This is a genomic window from Mucilaginibacter sp. (assembly GCF_039925265.1).
Lineage (GTDB): Bacteria > Bacteroidota > Bacteroidia > Sphingobacteriales > Sphingobacteriaceae > Mucilaginibacter.
Window position 1 is genome coordinate 15,796 of sequence record NZ_JBDSZG010000056.1, and the last position, 18,113, is coordinate 33,908.

General features: G+C 44.2%; 12 protein-coding genes and 1 pseudogene. 6 read left to right on the plus strand and 7 right to left on the minus strand.

Going from position 1 to position 18,113, the window contains the following annotated elements:
• Positions 1–289: 289 nt before the first annotated feature.
• Entirely contained in the window at positions 290–1,354 is a 1,065-nt protein-coding gene (locus tag ABIX36_RS23985) for a substrate-binding domain-containing protein (protein ID WP_348084702.1), read from the minus strand.
• Between the two features lie 59 nt (positions 1,355–1,413).
• On the minus strand, positions 1,414–3,312 hold the full coding sequence (locus tag ABIX36_RS23990; protein WP_348084703.1) for a glycoside hydrolase family 97 catalytic domain-containing protein: 1,899 nt from the start codon (positions 3,310–3,312) through the stop codon (positions 1,414–1,416).
• Positions 3,313–3,542: 230 nt separating this feature from the next.
• On the opposite strand from ABIX36_RS23990, the gene ABIX36_RS23995 reads away from it, so the two are divergent.
• From ABIX36_RS23995 to ABIX36_RS24005, 3 genes and pseudogenes are all read left to right on the plus strand, one after another.
• Positions 3,543–5,024 (plus strand): glycosyl hydrolase family 28 protein, encoded by a 1,482-nt coding sequence (locus tag ABIX36_RS23995; RefSeq protein WP_348084704.1) that lies wholly within the window; start codon positions 3,543–3,545, stop codon positions 5,022–5,024.
• A gap of 70 nt (positions 5,025–5,094) precedes the next feature.
• Positions 5,095–5,310 (plus strand): annotated as a pseudogene (locus tag ABIX36_RS24000) (family 43 glycosylhydrolase); the annotation flags it as partial.
• 23 nt (positions 5,311–5,333) lie between these two features.
• The gene (locus tag ABIX36_RS24005; RefSeq protein WP_348084705.1) at positions 5,334–7,370 is read left to right on the plus strand and encodes an alginate lyase family protein; all 2,037 of its coding nucleotides are present in this window, start codon (positions 5,334–5,336) and stop codon (positions 7,368–7,370) included.
• Positions 7,371–7,694: 324 nt separating this feature from the next.
• On the opposite strand, the gene ABIX36_RS24010 is transcribed toward ABIX36_RS24005, so the two are convergent.
• From ABIX36_RS24010 to ABIX36_RS24025, 4 genes are all read right to left on the minus strand, one after another.
• Positions 7,695–9,329: a hypothetical protein gene (locus ABIX36_RS24010; protein ID WP_348084706.1), complete on the minus strand. Its 1,635-nt coding sequence runs from the start codon at positions 9,327–9,329 to the stop codon at positions 7,695–7,697.
• Positions 9,330–9,771: 442 nt separating this feature from the next.
• Positions 9,772–9,939, minus strand: coding sequence for an ROK family protein (locus ABIX36_RS24015; protein ID WP_348084707.1), 168 nt, complete (start codon positions 9,937–9,939; stop codon positions 9,772–9,774).
• 269 nt (positions 9,940–10,208) lie between these two features.
• Positions 10,209–10,664: a DoxX family membrane protein gene (locus ABIX36_RS24020; protein WP_348084708.1), complete on the minus strand. Its 456-nt coding sequence runs from the start codon at positions 10,662–10,664 to the stop codon at positions 10,209–10,211.
• 113 nt (positions 10,665–10,777) lie between these two features.
• A complete protein-coding gene (locus ABIX36_RS24025) occupies positions 10,778–11,170 on the minus strand; it encodes a hypothetical protein (RefSeq protein ID WP_348084709.1) in 393 nt (130 codons plus the stop codon).
• A 212-nt stretch (positions 11,171–11,382) separates the two neighbouring features.
• On the opposite strand from ABIX36_RS24025, the gene ABIX36_RS24030 reads away from it, so the two are divergent.
• Both ABIX36_RS24030 and ABIX36_RS24035 read left to right on the plus strand, forming a co-directional pair.
• A complete protein-coding gene (locus ABIX36_RS24030) occupies positions 11,383–13,881 on the plus strand; it encodes a glycoside hydrolase family 9 protein (protein WP_348084710.1) in 2,499 nt (832 codons plus the stop codon).
• Between the two features lie 17 nt (positions 13,882–13,898).
• Positions 13,899–15,500, plus strand: coding sequence for an AGE family epimerase/isomerase (locus ABIX36_RS24035; RefSeq protein ID WP_348084711.1), 1,602 nt, complete (start codon positions 13,899–13,901; stop codon positions 15,498–15,500).
• A gap of 90 nt (positions 15,501–15,590) precedes the next feature.
• Here the strand turns inward: ABIX36_RS24035 and ABIX36_RS24040 are convergent, their stop codons facing one another.
• Positions 15,591–15,980 carry a DoxX family protein gene (locus ABIX36_RS24040; protein WP_348084712.1) on the minus strand — a complete coding sequence of 130 codons (390 nt, stop codon included), beginning with the start codon at positions 15,978–15,980 and terminating at the stop codon, positions 15,591–15,593.
• A gap of 419 nt (positions 15,981–16,399) precedes the next feature.
• Here ABIX36_RS24040 and ABIX36_RS24045 point away from each other — a divergent pair, with 419 nt between their 5' ends.
• Positions 16,400–18,070 carry an ATP-binding protein gene (locus tag ABIX36_RS24045; RefSeq protein ID WP_348084713.1) on the plus strand — a complete coding sequence of 557 codons (1,671 nt, stop codon included), beginning with the start codon at positions 16,400–16,402 and terminating at the stop codon, positions 18,068–18,070.
• Positions 18,071–18,113 lie beyond the last annotated feature (43 nt).

Sequence of the window (18,113 nt, forward strand, 5' to 3'; positions counted from 1 at the left end):
TAGTGCACATATTGCCTCGTTCAACCAGCTGCACTTTCTTGCCAGGCCCCTTTATACTAAAAGGCATAGGGGTGTATTTGTAATACTCAAAAGCATAGCCATTAATTGCTTTTTCAACTGAACTTAAGTAAGGACTAGTTTCACCCGGTATTCAGTTCTATTTAGAAATTAAAAAAAGGCTTCCCAATTACAAGAAGCCTTTTTAACCAATAACATCAATACTATACAACCTAAAGGCCGCTTATAAAGAATATATTATTAAGACACTTCAGGCATTCTTTTATACTCTTTATTTTGATTTTTTTTCTGCCTTATTTTTTTCCGGCGGCATGTTCCTACCTATCGGAGCAGACGACTGCCTGATATTCAGTTTAGTTTTTAGCATAATATTCTGAGAATCGATCATGTGACCATCCTTTAACTGTTCTATCAGTATTTTAGTTACCTGGAGCCCAATTTCTCTGATTGGCTGCGCAACTGCTGTTATGGCCGGGCTGAACAATGAAAAATTATTAATATCATCAAAAACTACCACGCCAATATCCTTGCCCACCACCATTCCAAGCTCTTTTATCGCTTCCAATCCGCTTAATGCAAGATAATTGGTGGCAAAAAACAATGCATCAGTTTCTTGCTTTCCTTTAAGCATGTTTTTTATTTGAAGTATAGTTTTATCCTTATCTTCCTGATATTGTATTTCCTTTATCAGCGTAGGTAGCCCTTTTGACTGTAATGCGGCACAGTAGCCACCTACCCTTTCTGTCATTTGATTTTGTGTTGACAACAGGGTAACCATCGCAATATTTCTGTAATTATTCTCCACCAGGTGCAAAACAGCCGCTTCGCTTCCACGGAAATTATCAACCAATACTTTTGAGCAAGGCAAATCGCCCAGTGCGCGGTCGAAAAAAATCACCGGGCACTCTTCTTTTATAATTTCAGAAACTGCCTCTTCAATACCCGGGGTTGGGGCCAGTATATAACCATCAACCTGGTAATTTTTAAAAGTTTGCAGTAAATCAGCAGCAATCTCTGTTGAATTTTCTGAACTGCCGTAAATGAGGCGGTAGCCGTACCGATAAATATTTCCTTCTATCACTCGGGCAATGGCTGAGAAAAATGGGTCGCTGATATCTTCAACAATCATTCCTATCGTTTTGCTTTTCCCGGTCCGTAGCCCTACTGCCAGCCGGTTGGGCTGGTAACCCACCTCTTTTACAAAGGTCATAATCTTTTCTTCCAGCCGCAGGCTAATCCCATTTTGCCTGGCCTTTCCGTTCAGAACCATGGATACCGAAGCTTCGGAAACATTTAACGCCGCTGCAATATCCTTAATGGCGAGTCTTTTTTTCATTTTAATACATCTGACAAATAAGAGCTGAGTTTATACTGCCTTGTAGGGGCCGTTGAGAATTAATTAACAGGCCTTATGATTACAGCTTGTCCGCCACTACCGTTTAGGCTGATGTTAAATATTTGGTTATATTTTATGTCAATGTACCTTTTACGGATACCGCCTTTGCCATCGTCTTCATATATTGTTGCTATATAGCGCTTGCCTTTCTCAAGAAAGTTTAAGCGAAACTGTGCCTGCCATGGCTGAAGCCCGGCCGCGCTACCTATATACCAGTTAGCACCTTTGAGCCTTGCTACGGTAACACCTTTACCAATTTCACCGGCTGTGTAAATGCTTTCATCCCAAACTGTTGGCACGTGCTTAAAAAAGTCAATATCGGTTTCATTGGTGTAATCTTGTGAGCGCCCATACCAGAATATAGCCTGAAGCGGATCGAAATAAACAACTGTAAGTGCCAGTTGCTGGGCCTTGCTCACCTTCACATTTTTGCTGTATGCATTTACATCATTCGGGTAACAAAAGGTAAAGTCTGCCGGGCCTGCAAGGAATCGCGTAAATGGCAGCACCATATTATGAAATGCATCGGGGCTGTTTTCGTCCCCACGGATGCCTTCGGAACTGAGGACAAAGGGATACCGGCGGCTAAGCCCGGTAGGCTTGTAATGGTCGTGAACGTTCAATACAAACCCATAATCGTTGGCCTTTTTCATTGCCGTATCAAGCCATGCCAGCCCTTTTTGGGTGCCGCCATCAACAAAACCGAATTTAAGGCCACTTATGCCCCACTTTTTATAAAGTGGTAAGATTGTATCTATCCTGGCTTTCAACCCTACATAATTTACGTATAATATTACGCCGATATCTTTCTCACGTGCGTGGGCAACTATGGAAGAGATGTTAAAACTTGGGAGCGCCTTAGTGGGGTCTGATGTGGTGCGAAACTCCGCGCCATACCATCCGGCATCAACCAGGATATATTGAAAATTCATTTTAGATGCAAAATCGATACCGTCTAATGCGCCTTGTGTTGAAATTGGCACCCTGAAAACTTTTCCGGGCTTAACATCCCGTATCTTTTCATTGGCAAGTGGTTGCACAAGCTTTAAATTTAACTCGCTAAATTGATGGAGGCCAATGGCACTTTTACTATAGCTAACGGTACGCCAAGGCGTAATAAGGCTATCCTGAAATGTAATTAATGTATCCTTATTAATTGAAAATATTTGCCGGTTTCTGTAAATTGTATCGGTGTAGAAATTCAAATTAAGGCTATTGGGCCTGCTGCCCCGTACCAATACACATTTTGAATAATTACGGTTATCCGCCTCACCTATACTAATAAAATTTGATGTACCGCTAACCAAAGTTGATGGTAAATCACTTGTGCCGCTAAGCGAATCTACTGCTACGCGATGAAATTCGGATTCTTCGTGATATTGATAAATATGGTAATCACCGGCCATGTTAAATTGAGTCAATTCAGCTTTTAACCTAACGGGCCGCTGTGGCAGCTGATGGAAGGTATACCTAAAGGCCATACTGCCGTTAAATAAACGAACAATCAGATCAAACCGGCCTGTGTTATTACCGCAATGCAGTATAACTTCGTTGTAGTGGTTTTCGATGGATGCATTTTCACCAAGTGGCCATGCAAACTTATCTTTTACCATTTTCTTATCCATCGAAAATACGGTAATAAGGCTATCCATAGCCGGTCCGTCGGTGATTATCCCCAATCGCGACTTGTCGATAATTAGTTGCTTCCCGCACATTAATCTGTAGTAAACCTTGCCCCCATTATCAATAAGCAGTTGAGTTTCGGTTTGCCCGTTGGGCGACCGGATCTTTGTAATAGGTTGCTGTGCCCAAAGCTTTGTGGCGACCGTAAATGTAAAAATGGCGATAAGCACCAAATGCCTGGAAAATGTTAGCGGGTGCCCGTACAAAAAAAACATAATGTTCTGGTTAGGTTAAAAAGACAAACCCAAAATTGAATTATACTCATAACCGGTATATTTTTTATTGCTTATGCCATAAAAAACTCGCTCATCTTCAGTGAACTGGCTGGCCGGTAAACCCAAAATCGCAAACGTATAACAGCTTAAGCGCCTTTGTAAAGCAAAAAGAACATATTAAAGGAGTATAAACTACCGGTAACGCAGTCATTGAATATATAATCATTCTCATGACAAAAACTTACGCCCTATTTATACTCTTTTTCCTATTCAGCAGGTATTCTTTCGCCCAGTTAATTACCTACCCGCAGCCAGATTGCAAAATAATTAGCCAGGCATACGAAGTACAGGTGCGCCAAAACGCCGGAAAATGGCAGAATACCGGCATTTATAATGCAGATGTTGCCTTCAAGCTTGATGCACAGCACGTATTAAAGAAAACATCGTTCACTTATTTCGACTGTGCTGATAGTGTGACGGTAAGGGTTAAAGTAAACAACAAGGCAGTAAAAAATGCCAGGGTGAGGCCCTCCGCTTACGGCATAGTCCCAAAGATAAACAGGGATTTTATCAGCTTTACAATGAAGGCATCTCAATACATATCACTGGAGATCAATGGCGATATTTTTGAAAACCTTCAGATTTTCGCGAATACCATAGAGCAAGATCCCCCCAAACAAGGCGATGCCGATGTACTATATTATGGGCCGGGCATTCATAATGTTGGCAGGGTAAACGTTGCCGCCAATCAAACTATTTACATTGCAGGTGGTGCTATAGTTGAGGGTGGTTTCACAATGGACCATATAAAAAACGTTAAAATATGTGGCCGGGGAATCCTTACGCAACTTTTGGTAAGTAAAGATACTGCCGAAATAAAACCAGGGGCGCAACAGCCAAAGCTAAGGAACGATCAACTTCTGGTTAATTTTAGCGAGAATGTTAGTATAAGTGGAATTACCGTTTTACCGGTCGGCTATTCGGCCATGATAGGGCAATCTAAACAAGTTAGTATAAGCGATTTCAAGGCGTTCAGTTCAAAAGGTAATGCAGACGGTATAGATATTTTTTGTAGCAAGGATGTATCTATAAAAAATATATTCATGCGAAACTCCGACGATTGCATCGCAATTTACGGGCATCGATGGCAATATTATGGAAATACCTCCAATATTACCGTTGAAAATGCTACGCTGTGGGCAGATGTGGCCCACCCCTTACTGATAGGCACCCACGGGGATTCAGATAATCCGGATACGCTTCAAAATATTAAGTTTCGTAATATCACTGTTCTGGACCAGCACGAAAATCAACTCGATTACCAGGGCTGCATTGCTATTAATGCAGGCGACAGTAACTATATCAAAAATGTGAGTTTTGAAAATATTGATATCGAAGACATCAGAAAAGGCCAGCTATTTAACCTTAGGGTTATGTACAACCATAAATATAACACATCGGCCGGTGCGGGTATTGATAACGTGCTGTTTAAAAATGTTTCATACAATGGCACGCACGCTAATATGTCTGTTATTTGCGGGTATGACAGCAGCCATGCTATAAAAAACATTGTGTTTGAAAACCTGAAGGTTAACGGTACGCTGGTATACGATACCATGAAAGGTAAACCGGGCTTTTATAAAACCGGAGATATGGCCAACATATTTATTGGGGAGCATGTAGAAGGTTTAAAGTTTATAGCAACAAACTAAGAAATGATACCTACCCACCCCGATAATCTATGATTACAGTCTTTAAAAGTATGACCAAATACTACCGGCAATGCTATTCCTGCTTTTTGCACAATCACTGTCGAAAACCTGGGTGCCTGACCTTTCCAATGGGGAGTACCGAAACCCGGTGCTGCATGAGGATTACTCAGACCCCGACGCTATACGGGTGGGCAACAAATATTATATGACAGCATTGAGTTTTAATTGCATGCCGGGCCTTCCAATCCTGGAATCAACAGACATAGTAAACTGGAAAATTACAAGTAAAAGCCCCTCAACATTTATAAAATGAAAATTAATATATCTAAAGCGATTCTTGTTTTAATCTTGCTCTTCCTTTGCGTAGAATCCCGCTCACAGGATTTTGTACACCCCGGCCTGCTTACCGGCTCCGTAGACCTTGCCCGTATCAAAAAAGCGCTCGCTGCCAATGATCCGGTTACCAAAGCAGGGTTTGAAGAACTCCGTACGCATCCGCAGTCTCAATTCACCTACGTTTTGAAAGGTCCGCTACCCACAGTCGGCAGAAACCCAACAATCGGGCAGTCAATTTATGACAGCGACGCGAATGCAGCCTACCAAAACGCGTTAATGTGGGCACTTACGGACGAACCAAGGTATGCCAAAAAAGCTATAGAGATCATTAGGGCATGGGCAAGCACACTTAAAACCATAACCGGGAGGGATGCCGTTTTAATGGCCGGGCTTGGCCCCTTTAAAATGGTAAATGCTGCGGAATTGTTACGATATACAAAATCCGGCTGGACTGAAAACTATACCAAAATTACCGGGCAGCATTTCCAATTGGTAATTTACCCCATTATTAAAGAGTACGCCCCCTTTGCAAATGGCAACTGGGACGGCGCTGCATTAAAGACCGTTATGGCCATTGCAATTTTTTGTAACGACCGGGCTATGTTTAACAATGCCTTAAACTATTACCAATGCGGCGTTGGCAACGGCCGCCTCACTAATTACATTATAAATCAAAACGGACAATGCCAGGAAAGCGGCCGAGACCAAAGCCACACGCAATTGGGCATTGCCCATTTAGCCGATTGCTGCGAAATGGCCTGGCAACAAGGCATTGACCTTTATTCGCTGCAAAACAACCTTCTTTTGAAAGGTTTTGAGTATACGGCCCAATACAATTTAGGGTATGATGTTGTATTTACGCCTACCATTGACAGGACCGGGAAATATTTGCACCGCACTATCTCTACCGAGGGCCGCGGAAACCTAAGAGCAATATACGAGCAAGTTTATAATCATTACGTACACAGGCGCGGCCTTTCTGCACCTTTTACGGCAAAAGCGGCAAAAAGTATAAGGCCCGAAAAACAGGGTTCTCCCGGTGCAGACCACATCGGTTTCGGCACAATTTTATACACAAGGGACGCTCCGGACAGCACAATAGCCACACCGCCTTATCGCCCGGCAGGTATAATTATAGCAGGAAAGGGTACAGGTAACCAACTAAGCTGGCCAAAAATAATCAACGCAGATTATTACAGCATTAAAAGAGCAGTAAACCCTCACGGGCCTTTCAAGGTAATTGCCAATAAAGTAACGGCTACTGAATTTATTGACAATTTAGTACACCGCGGAAGGTTGTATTACTATACAATAAACGCCGTAAACAAAAATGGGCAAGGGCAATTTTCTGTTCCCATAAGTATTTATGCGGGGCTGCCTTTTGGTTGGAAAGTAACCGATCTTGATAGTGGGTTAACTACCAATAACGCATTACCAAAGCTAATCTATTCTACCGGTAAAAGGCGCGGCACAGCTTCATTCGATGAATCATTTGTAAACATCAATGCCGTAGGGATAGGTGTAGACAGCCTGGTTGACCATGCTACCCTTCTTTACCTGCCGCTGAACCATCCCAATGAGCTGGTGATAAAATATGTTCCGCAATTTAGCGCGCAAACAACGCAATTTGGTTTAACCTTCAGAGATGGCACACACGGCAATGCAGCCGCTGTTACCCTATTGTTACGGCCTATTAGCACTTTAGCACCGGAAGAGCCTAAATGGGGACTACAATTTTTGTCCCGCGGTTATCAGGGTGCGTTGCTGAAGGCCGCTCCCGATGTTGAATTGCAGGCTCCATTTGTTACTTTTGGAAGGATGACCGGGCCTATATGGCTCAAATTATCACGGAAGGGTAACAGATTTAACGGAAGCTACTCAACCGATAGCTTACATTGGCTGGATTTAGGAAGTATTACTTTTACATTCAAGCGGAAACCGTTAATTGGGATCATAGCAGCTTCCGGCACGGGACTAATTGATACCGAAATCAAATTCTCACTTCGCTGAACAACGAAACCTGGGGAAATCAAACGGTGGGATTTGTTATGCGATGCTCACGATCTGCTAAAGAAAAGGTTCATATCATACCAGATCTGCAAGATAGACGGTGCTTTTACAGTACCCTAATTAAAGCAAGCCATGTTTGGAATCCCTCCCTTCCGCTTTTTCAATATCAAATCAAACTAAAAGCCTGAAAATAAAATGATCGCAGGCTTTTAGGCGATAGTCAAAGACTCTATCATTCGCAATAAAAGGCGCATGGATGTCCAGCTGCCGGGAATTTACCACGAATGGTCAGATATTTCTTTCTCCCTTAAATGCTCTTTCATGTTATTCCCATTTAAACACCACTTCCCGGCCATTCAACATCCATTTTTCCGGGAATTGATTTGTTAGCCAATCGAGCGGTTCGCCATTGGGTTGCACTTTAGCGGCGTTAGCAAAAGCTTGTTTAATGGTGTCTTTTTTTTCTGTATCCAAAAAGTCCAGCTCGGCCGATATAAATAGCGGCGAGCCGCTTTCTGCCAGCAACTGTAGCCACTGTTTGTTTTTACCCCATGCAACATCTTTTGTTAAGCCCACGCAATCGCCATCGGCAGCATAAAATGTATTGTTTTGCGGCATGCGGAAACCTAATGTATTTACGCCCATCTTTTTTGTGCGCGCCCATTCTTTACCGCTGGTATCATCGCCAATACGGTTAAGCTCAAATATACCGGCAGCCAGATGGCTCATGGTATTGCAGCCTATAATATACATATCGCCTGCCGCCTCCCTTATTACGCGGTAGAGCGCGTTAATAACCTCTGCGTTAGTTTTAGTCTGATCGTGGAGTTTCCAACCCGGGGTGGTGAATTCGCTTTTCATCTGAAAACCCCATTTTCCAAAAATATCGAAGGTGCTGTAATCGTGTTTTACAAGGTTGTAACCCCATTGTTTGTACAACGAGATATTACGGGTTACCCTCGCTAAATTTTCAGGAATGGTGGGGTCAAGTATCAATTCATCCTCCTGACTGCGGCCTGGTATTTTTGAAGCAAGCAGGGTTTTACTGTCATCCTTGCGGGCAATTAAAGGGCGTGTCCATAAACCGGGGCGCATCCCAAGCCTTTTTATTTCATCAGCCATTTTGTGCATGTCATTAAACTTATCATTCACAATTGAAAAGTCGTCGGCTTGCTGCCAGCCATCATCAATTACCGAAAAAGGGCGATTATTGGTATCCACAACCAATTCCGTCATCGCCGTAGTTTGATCTTTTATGGTTTGATAAGAGTTTTTGCCATAAACCACATACCAATCATTAATACCGTAAACGGGTTGTTTTGGCAAACGTGGTTTAGCGCACATTACTTTGCAAAAATTGGTGAGGGTTGCATATGGCGTTTGGCCTGCCGCGCTCATACCTGTTACAATATCGGCAGCATGCAGGGTACGCTGGCCAAGTTTTACACCTACACCACCCGAACGGGTATCCATATAAAGCTCTACAGCATTGGATTTAACTTCCCACCAGCAAATAGTATTGCAAGCAGTTTTTACGCCAAAGCAGGCGGTTCGTTTATCGTCATGCAACAATACATACCAAGGGTTTTTGGTGTCAGCTTCGGGTGTTTTCCATGCAAGGTCGCCATAGGTACGCTCCCAGTGGTCGCCTAAAATCTTTGCATATGCCGCGGTTTGGTATTTCCACTCAAATTTCACCGCATGCAGTTCTGCCAGGGGCGATTGTATATATACGGCCTGCGCATTTCCGCTTGCTTTAACCTCTACTTTGATGTCCTGGTAAGTAAAAACAGAACTGCCCTTACTGGTGAGTTTTACCCACTGGCCGCCTACCTGTGCCCAGGCTTCATCCGGCTTATTAATCAACGAAACGCCATTACCTGCTGCATAGGTTAACCTGCTGTACATAACTGCGGCAAATCCCGCAGCCGATAATTTAATAAAATTGCGTCTTAACATAGTTTATATTTGTAATGCTTTTTCAGTTTATAACCCGCCATTTTTTTATGGCATACCTTGTACCTTTAAATGAACCTCCTGCGTTTTATTGCCCCTCTATTTTTGTCCCATGATAGGGAGACCAAGTTATAATTTCCTTTTCATAATTAAAGGTTACTCCATTATCTTCAAATAATGAACCTGCCGTTTTATGATTGCCGTAAACGAAACAGGTGATCTAAAACTTAGTATCGGGTGTAACATGTTCAACAGGTTTGCCAATGGCGATATAGTATCTTCTTTTATAAAAATTGGAAATTGAGTAAGGCTTGGTTTAATCGTATAAGTTTTGCCACCTTCATATTTTGGTTGGTGTTAAAGTAATATCCAATACCGGCAGGCAGGTAAACTTTTCTTTCGTCCATTTTTTCTGTTAACGGCGCTGCAAGTATACCACTGCCTATCATGTACTTGCATTGGCATCGTTTTGCATGAGCACACGCCGCTTAAACCAGTTCTCCGCCATTTGTACAATGGGGATATTGTCCCAGCCGGGCAGTTTTGGCGGCGACAGGACGAGCTCCCGTTTACCGCTTAGCGGCCCGCCACAACTGATGCCTATGCCGGCCATACGAGTCTACTTAGCAGGCTATTACACAATCTTTCAAAAGCGCGCGACCAGTAACTTCTACACACCAACAGAGTACAGATGATACACTTCATCTGGCAGGTAGAAATGGCTCAGCTAACTGATGTAGCCTGCTTAAAAAAACGGTATCAGAATGGAGCACTATGAACTGGGTACGATCTTTTATCATCCGGGTAGGATTATGCTGTTCATGTATATCGCTGCCCAAGATATATCTCGCTTCGGGAGAATAACAGTCTGTTTTAATAAGATCAATGCTCCTCGTCGTGAAACGAGAACCGATTAATAAAATAGTCTAACGAAAGCGGGCCGGAACCTATCAACACAAATAACATTAAGAGCGCCATCACCAGTACCGACAACCATAATTCGGAATTGACAAAGCTTGAAAGGATATTGATGAAAAAAATGGCACCGAACACGATTGGTAGTTGCAGCAACGCGGCCAATCGTGTATAAAGGCCAATAAATATCAATACGCCGCCTACAATGTGTACATAAGTAACGTAGTTAATTAAAAAGGCAACCAGATCAGGAGACTTAGAAAGGCTGCCCGATTCCATGATAATGTCTCGTAAGAAAGCATACTTTGTAAAAAAAATAGACCCTTTCATAACCAGGAACAGTCCCAGTAACATTCTAACCAGATCGAGTAATTTGGGGTGATGCCTGTTACCCCAGGCTTCAAATTTGAGCAGTGGTTTCATGGGGGTTTATTTAATGTGGTATAAGTAAAGTTAGCTATTTTATTGCTGCACTTCCACTTAAAAAACGCTTCGAATGGTCAAAATCAACAAGGGCAAACAATCTACAGGTATACCTATTTAACAACCGCTTTCGCGGTGAACATACCGCTGTAATACTTGCGGTAACCAAATCCTAAAAGAATATTCGGCACAAACAAAAACACGCCCATCAGCCACCCCGACGGCACTAAAATGGTATGGAACAGCAAAACATTTAAGCTGATGGGGAAAACCACCACAGCGGCAAACGGCGCGTAACGGTTAAACATAAGCGCCAGGCCCGCCGCTATTTGTATCGCCTTCATCATGGGATAAAAATACCCAACGCCTTTTAGTCCGGCTACGAAAGCACCCGTTACCCCGGTATGCGCCGGTTGATAAGGTATAAAATGCAGGAAGTAATCGAGCCCGAACACGAGGTACAAAAAGCCAAGCAGGATGCGGGATATTAAAACGGTAATTTTCACGGAGGCTGGGGTTAATTTATCCTATCAAAAATTGGCAATTAGAAGCATATTTTCAAATAGTACAGCAGTTTTAAATATCTGCCGCGAATAACGGTTTAGCCGGTTAACATAATTTGTATAAAATTGATCAAATAGTATTACAGGGCAGTTTAGTCATAGGCTACTTTTACCGTGGCCAAAAAACATCCAAATCCGGCCACTCCTAAATTGCTATGAAAATTAAACTTACCCTAATTGCCGCAGGCCTGCTGTGCTTTACAGCCGTCCATCAAACAAAAGCGCAATCTACCGTCAAAAAACCGGGCATGGTGTTAAACAGCCTGGAATACCTGGAATATGGCGGCGTAAACGTAATGCTGGCACACGATTTTTATCCCGAAGGACACCAGGGCGGTGTGGGCATTATCCAAAACGGCCAGCGCACGGCCACCAATGGCGATCTGCGGCTGGAGCCTACGCCGGGGCAATGGTCGCCCATACCCAAGGTAGGCAAGCGCGTGGTGAACAAAGCCACGCACGAGATAAGCGTACGCATGGAGTACCCCAACCCCGAGATAAACCGCAAGGGTTTTAACCCTATCATTTACCCCGACCTGAACTTCGCTTATAATATCCGCGTGCTGCCGGTTGGCAATGCCTTTAAGATCATCATCGATCTGGATAAACCCCTGCCCGATGCCTGGGTAGGTAAAGTTGGCTTTAATATAGAATTGTATCCGGGCATCCTCTTCGGCAAATCGTTTTATGCCGATGAACAGTTCGGCATTTTCCCGCAGCAATCAAACAGCCAGATGCTGAAAGATAAAGAGGGGGTATTGGAGACCGAAGCCATCGCGAGTGGTAAAAAACTCATTATAGCGCCCGAATCTGACGCGCAACGCATGGTAATAGAAAACCTGAAGAGCGATAAACTGCAACTGCTGGATGGCCGTAGTAAGCACAATAACGGCTGGTTTGTGGTGCGATCGTTGATTGCTAAGGGGGCCGCAAAAGGCGCTATCGAATGGTTGGTTACACCAAATGCCATAAAAGGCTGGCTATCGCCGCCGGTGGTACAGGTATCGCAGGTTGGTTACCACCCCGATCAGCAAAAAATAGCGGTAATAGAACTGGATAAGAACGACAAGCAAAAACAGCAGGTTTCTTTACTGCGCGTAAAAGAGAATGGTGGCCTGGAAACTACCATAAAACAGATCCCTGCCGAATGGGGTAACTTTTTGCGTTATCATTACCTCCGCTTCGATTTTTCGTCGGTAAAAAAACCGGGGATGTACGTAGTTAAATGCGGCAATTACCAAACCAGCCCTTTCCAGATAGGCAGCAAGGTTTTTACCAATAATGTTTGGCAGCCTACGCTGGAGTACTTTTTACCGGCGCAAATGTGCCACATGCGCGTGAACGACAAGTATCGGGTATGGCACGGGCTATGCCACATGGATGATGCCCGCATGGCACCTATCGACTCTAATCATTTCGACGGTTATATCCAGGGCCACTCTACCCTTACTAAGTTTAAGCCGGGCGACAATGTGCCTTTTCTTAATCGTGGAGCCTGGCATGATGCCGGTGATTTTGATATCCGCGTAGAATCTCAGGCCGAAACCGTTCACGGGCTTACGTTGGCGTACGAGCAGTTCCACGTAGATTATGATAACACCACTATCGACCAAAACAACCACCTCGTAGAGATACAGCAACCTGATGGCAAACCAGACATGCTGCAACAGATAGAGCATGGACTGTTGACCATTACCGGAGGCTACCAGGCCATGGGCAGGTCCTACCGGGGTATTATCGAGCCTACCATCCGCCAGTATGTTTTATTGGGAGATGCCGCCAACCTTACCGATAACATCCCTTACAAAACCGGCGGCACAAACATCGACCCTATTTTAAATAAACCTGCCCCTGCAGACGACCGCTGGGTTTTCACCGAAGAAAATACCGGCCGCACCTTGCAAACTGCCGTGGCTTTAGCCGCCGCCAGCAGGGTGATGAAAGGCTATAATGATACCCTGGCTACCCAATGCCTGCAGATTGCTACCGAGGTATGGAATAAAACCAACGACAAAAATATTGCCCGTTTTGTGCCGCTTGCAGTAGAACTTTTGCTTACCACAGGAGATAAAAAGTATGCCGATTTCCTGGTGAAGAACAAGGATATGATAGCCCAGCGCATCGATAACACCGGCTGGATGGTAGGCCGCACGCTAAAAGCTGTGAACGACCCTGCCTACACCGAGGCGATTACCGCAGCCGTTAAAAAAATGTATGCCAACATACAGCAGCAGGGCCTAAAAACCCCGTATGGTGTACCGTACGAACCAAACATCTGGGGTGCCGGCTGGGGGATCCAAAACTTTGGGTACAAGCAATATTTCTTATACGCCAGCTTCCCGCAGATCTTTAGCGACGAGTACATGCTCAACTCCATCAATTTTATTTTGGGTTGCCACCCGGGTTCTAACACATCTTCTTTCGTATCCGGCGTTGGGGCAAAATCTATGACTACAGCTTATGGCTTTAACCGGGCAGATTGGTCGTACATACCGGGCGGCAGTACATCGGGCACGGCTTTGATCCGCCCCGATTTTCCGGAACTTTTGAGCTGGCCTTTTTTATGGCAACAGGGCGAGTACGTATTAGGCGGAGGTACAGCTGATTACCTGTTCCTGGTGCTGGCGGCGGATCATGTTCTAAATAAAAAATAATTGATATCCATTCCCACGTGAAAAATATCTTCTATACAACCATAATTTCCTTACTGATTTGCGGCGGCACACATGCGCAATCTCCTGTCGCTAATACCCGCAAGCAGGTTTATGGCGAAATGAAACGATCAATGGTAGATGAATTGCTGAAGCCCTGGTACCCGGCGGCTATCGACACGACTTACGGCGGCTTCTTAAGTACGTTCACGTTCGAATTTAAACCACAGGGCGCGCAGGACAAAATGATCGTAACGCAGGCCCGCCACGTTTGGAGCAATGCCCGGGCGGCAGAGCTATATTCGTCTGTTAAGTATTACAGTATGGGCGCAGCGCAGGGTTTTCAATTTTTAAAGAATGTTTTGTGGGATAAGCAATACGGTGGCTTTTATACCTATACCGACAGGCAGGGTAAACCAAAAAGCGGCGGCTTTGCTCCAAAGGAAGCTTACGGAAACTCTTTTGCTTTGTATGCCATAGCGGCTTATTATCACCAAAGCGGCGACACCAGCGCGCTGAACCTGGCTATAAAACAATTCCTCTGGCTGGAGCAACACAGCCACGACCCGGTTTACAAAGGCTACTACCAGCACATGCAGCTGGATGGCACGCCGATAAAACGTACCGCCGCTACCCCATCCCGTGCCGAAACGGGCTATAAAGACCAAAACACATCCATCCACCTGCTGGAGGCTTTTACCGAGCTGTACCGTGTTTGGCCGGATAAGTTATTAAAGGAACGTCTGCAGGAAATGCTGTTCCTGATTCGCGATAAAATAGTTACGCCCAAAGGTAACCTCACCCTGTTCTTTCAGCCGGACTGGACGCCGGTTAACCACCGCGATTCATCGGAAACCTATATATTGAGTCACCGCGGATTGGACCATGTGTCCTTCGGGCACGATGTGGAAACCGCTTACCTGATGCTGGAAGCTTCACACCTGCTGGGCCTGAAAAATGATGTCACCACCCACACGGTTGCCAAACGTATGCTTGATCACGCGCTGAAAAACGGCTGGGATAACGCTACCGGTGGTTTTTACGACGAAGGTTATTACTTTAAGGATAAAGCAGGCATCACTATTATTGCCGAAACCAAAAACTGGTGGGCACAGGCCGAAGGGTTGAACACCTTATTAATGTTCGACGATATGTACCCGAAAGACAGCCTGCAATACGGCCAAAAGTTTTACAAGCTTTGGAATTACGTGCAAACCAACCTGATAGACCACGAACATGGCGATTGGTACCAGGGCGGGATTGATAAACAACCCAATTACAAGCCGGCCCTTAAAGGCCAGATCTGGAAGGGTACCTACCACGTTCTGCGTGCCTTTATCAATTGCACCAACCGCTTGCAGCCCGACCATACGGCGCCTTCCATTCCGCAAAAATTTACCGCCACAGGCAAAGGCATACACAAACAACTTGCCTGGAAAGTCGCACACGATAACGCCGGGCTTGCGGGATACAATATTTATTGCAATGGGCAACGCATGGCTTTTACACCGTTAACACATTGGCAGCCCATTGCCGGGCAAGCCTGGCCAAAAGGCAAGCTATCTATTAAAGCAGTTGACCTGGAGGAAAATGAATCCAAAGCGGCATCATTAAAAAATTGAACAATTGACATTAAAGATCTGAGAACCTAAATTTCAATCACAAAAAGCCTGCGAATCAATAGTCGCAGGCTTTCATTATATAGTTGATTTTTACGCAATACCTTTTACCAGCGCCTGCAGCTTTGCATTGCGGAAGTAGACGCCTGCCCATGTTAACCCTCCAAATAAAAATGGGAAAAGGTATGGCTGGCCGGGAGTGCGCATCATAACAGCTACCGCACCGCCCAGGTAGCCCGTGATAAGAACCGCACCCAATACCGACGTACGCGGGATAGCGTAAAGGATAGTACAAATCAATAATATAAAGCCAATGGTGGGTATGTGTTCTATCGGCCAGCCAAGCGCAACGCTGCCGTCTACCGAATGCTTTTCCTTAACAATTTTACCAATTGCATCGAACAGGTAAAAGAGGATAATTAATCCGCTGATGATCCAGCCCGCTATGATGGCGGCTTTTGAGGTTGATTTAGTTTCAGTCATGGTTTTAAATTTTGTTGAGTAAAATTACCATCATAAAACCACATCGCAAAGGTACGAATGCGACATAATAGGGTGTATAAATGCACTGAAAAACACCTAATTAAAAAATTTAAAAACAGGGGGTGGGGTAACAAATTACAGGCGCCGTTGATATAGTGGTAAAAGGGGGCATATCGTAATAGTAAAATGCTGATTGCGCCCGGGCTAAGAACTGTGCCCGGAGGAGCCATAAAATGCTCCCATTTTATGGCTCGTCGTTTTTATATAAATTAAATAACCGCACATAGCCTGATTTTTTAGTACCTTGTGTAAATCCGGTCTTTTTAAGTGTAGCAAGCTCAAAATCACTTACCATAATTTGCATCTTTCCGTTCGGACGGGGATTAGCGCACCTTAAACGACAGCAGTCGGCCCCAATTATGGATAAAAGAGACCTATCGGATGAATTGATCTTTGCTAATCGTGAGTTAGTTCTTCAAAACCAGGAAAAAGCGAAACTCACTGCAGAACTGATCCTTGCCAACATCGAACTCGACCTCCAAAACGAGGAAAAAATAAGGCGGGCAAACGAACTGGTCATCGCCAACATTGAACTCGACTTTCAAAATTCCGAAAAGCTAAAGCGTGCAAAAGAACTCATCTCCGCCAATAAAAAACTTGATCTTTTATACGAAGAAAAAGAAAAACGCGCAGCAGAGCTCGTTATCGCCAATATTGAATTGCTCTTTCAAAACGAAGAAAAAGAAAAACGCGCTACTGAACTGGCTATTGCTTACGCGCAGCTGAATTTGCAAAACCGGGAAAAGGAAAAACGGGCCGCTGAGTTGCTATTAGCAAATACCGAATTAATATTCCAAAACCAGGAGAAGGAAAAACGCGCTGCTGAATTGATAGTTGCCAATACCGAGCTGGTTTTTCAAAACCAGGAAAAAGAGAAACGAGCTGCCGAACTCATCATAGCCAACAACGAGCTTGCCTTTCAGAATGAAGAAAAGGAAAAGCGGGCTGCCGAATTAATTATAGCAAATTCTGAGCTGGTTTTTCAAAACCAGGAAAAAGAAAAACGGGCCGCCGAACTCATTATAGCCAACAACGAGCTTGCCTTTCAGAACGAAGAAAAGGAAAAGCGGGCTGCCGAATTAATTATAGCAAACAACGAACTTGTTTTTCAGAACCAGGAGAAGGAAAGAAGAGCAGCTGAACTTATCATAGCTAACGCTGAGCTGATCTTTCAAAACCAGGAAAAAGAAAAAAGGGCCGCTGAGTTAGTTATTGCCAATACCGAACTGATTTTTCAGAATGAGGAAAAAGAAAAGCGGGCGCAGGAACTGATCATTGCTGATACCGAATTATTGTTACAGGCAAGGGAAAAAGAGAGGCGGGCAGAAGCGGAAGCAAAAAAAGACGAGTTTTTTAATATTGTAAGCCACGAATTTAAAACACCCCTCACAAGTATAAAAGCCATAAACCAGCTGCTGGAAAAAACGGCCAACAAAACCGATAAAAGTTACGCCTTTATATTAAATGCCGGCCACAGCATAAAACGGTTGGAACGGTTAATAGAAGACCTGCTGGATGTTACCAAGATCAACTCCGGACAAATAGACCTGAACATCACCGCGTTCAATTTTTCGGATGCGCTGGTTAACAGTATTTTTAATGTGCAGCAAACCTCACATCAACACCAGATACTACTGGAAAATGATATTGATATCCGCTACATGGGCGACCAGTTCCGGATAGAGCAGGTTATGGTTAACCTCCTAAACAATGCCATTAAATATTCTCCAAATTCATCATTAATAATAGTAAAAGCCGAGGTAGAAGCCGGCCAAATAGTAGTAATAGTGCAGGATTTTGGAATAGGTATAGCAAAAGAGGATATCGATCAGTTATTTAAACGCTTTTACCGGGTGAGTAAAACAGCCATGCATTACCAGGGTGTAGGTCTTGGTCTTTATATCGCATCAGAAATTATAAAAAAGCATAACGGCAGGTTTTCCATAGAAAGCGAACCGGGTAAAGGCAGCAGCTTTTATTTTTACCTGCCCTTAGAACAAAATATAGCTACCCAACCAGCCATTAATTAATTAACTCACGCGCGAACACTCAGTAAAAAAGTATAATCGCGAT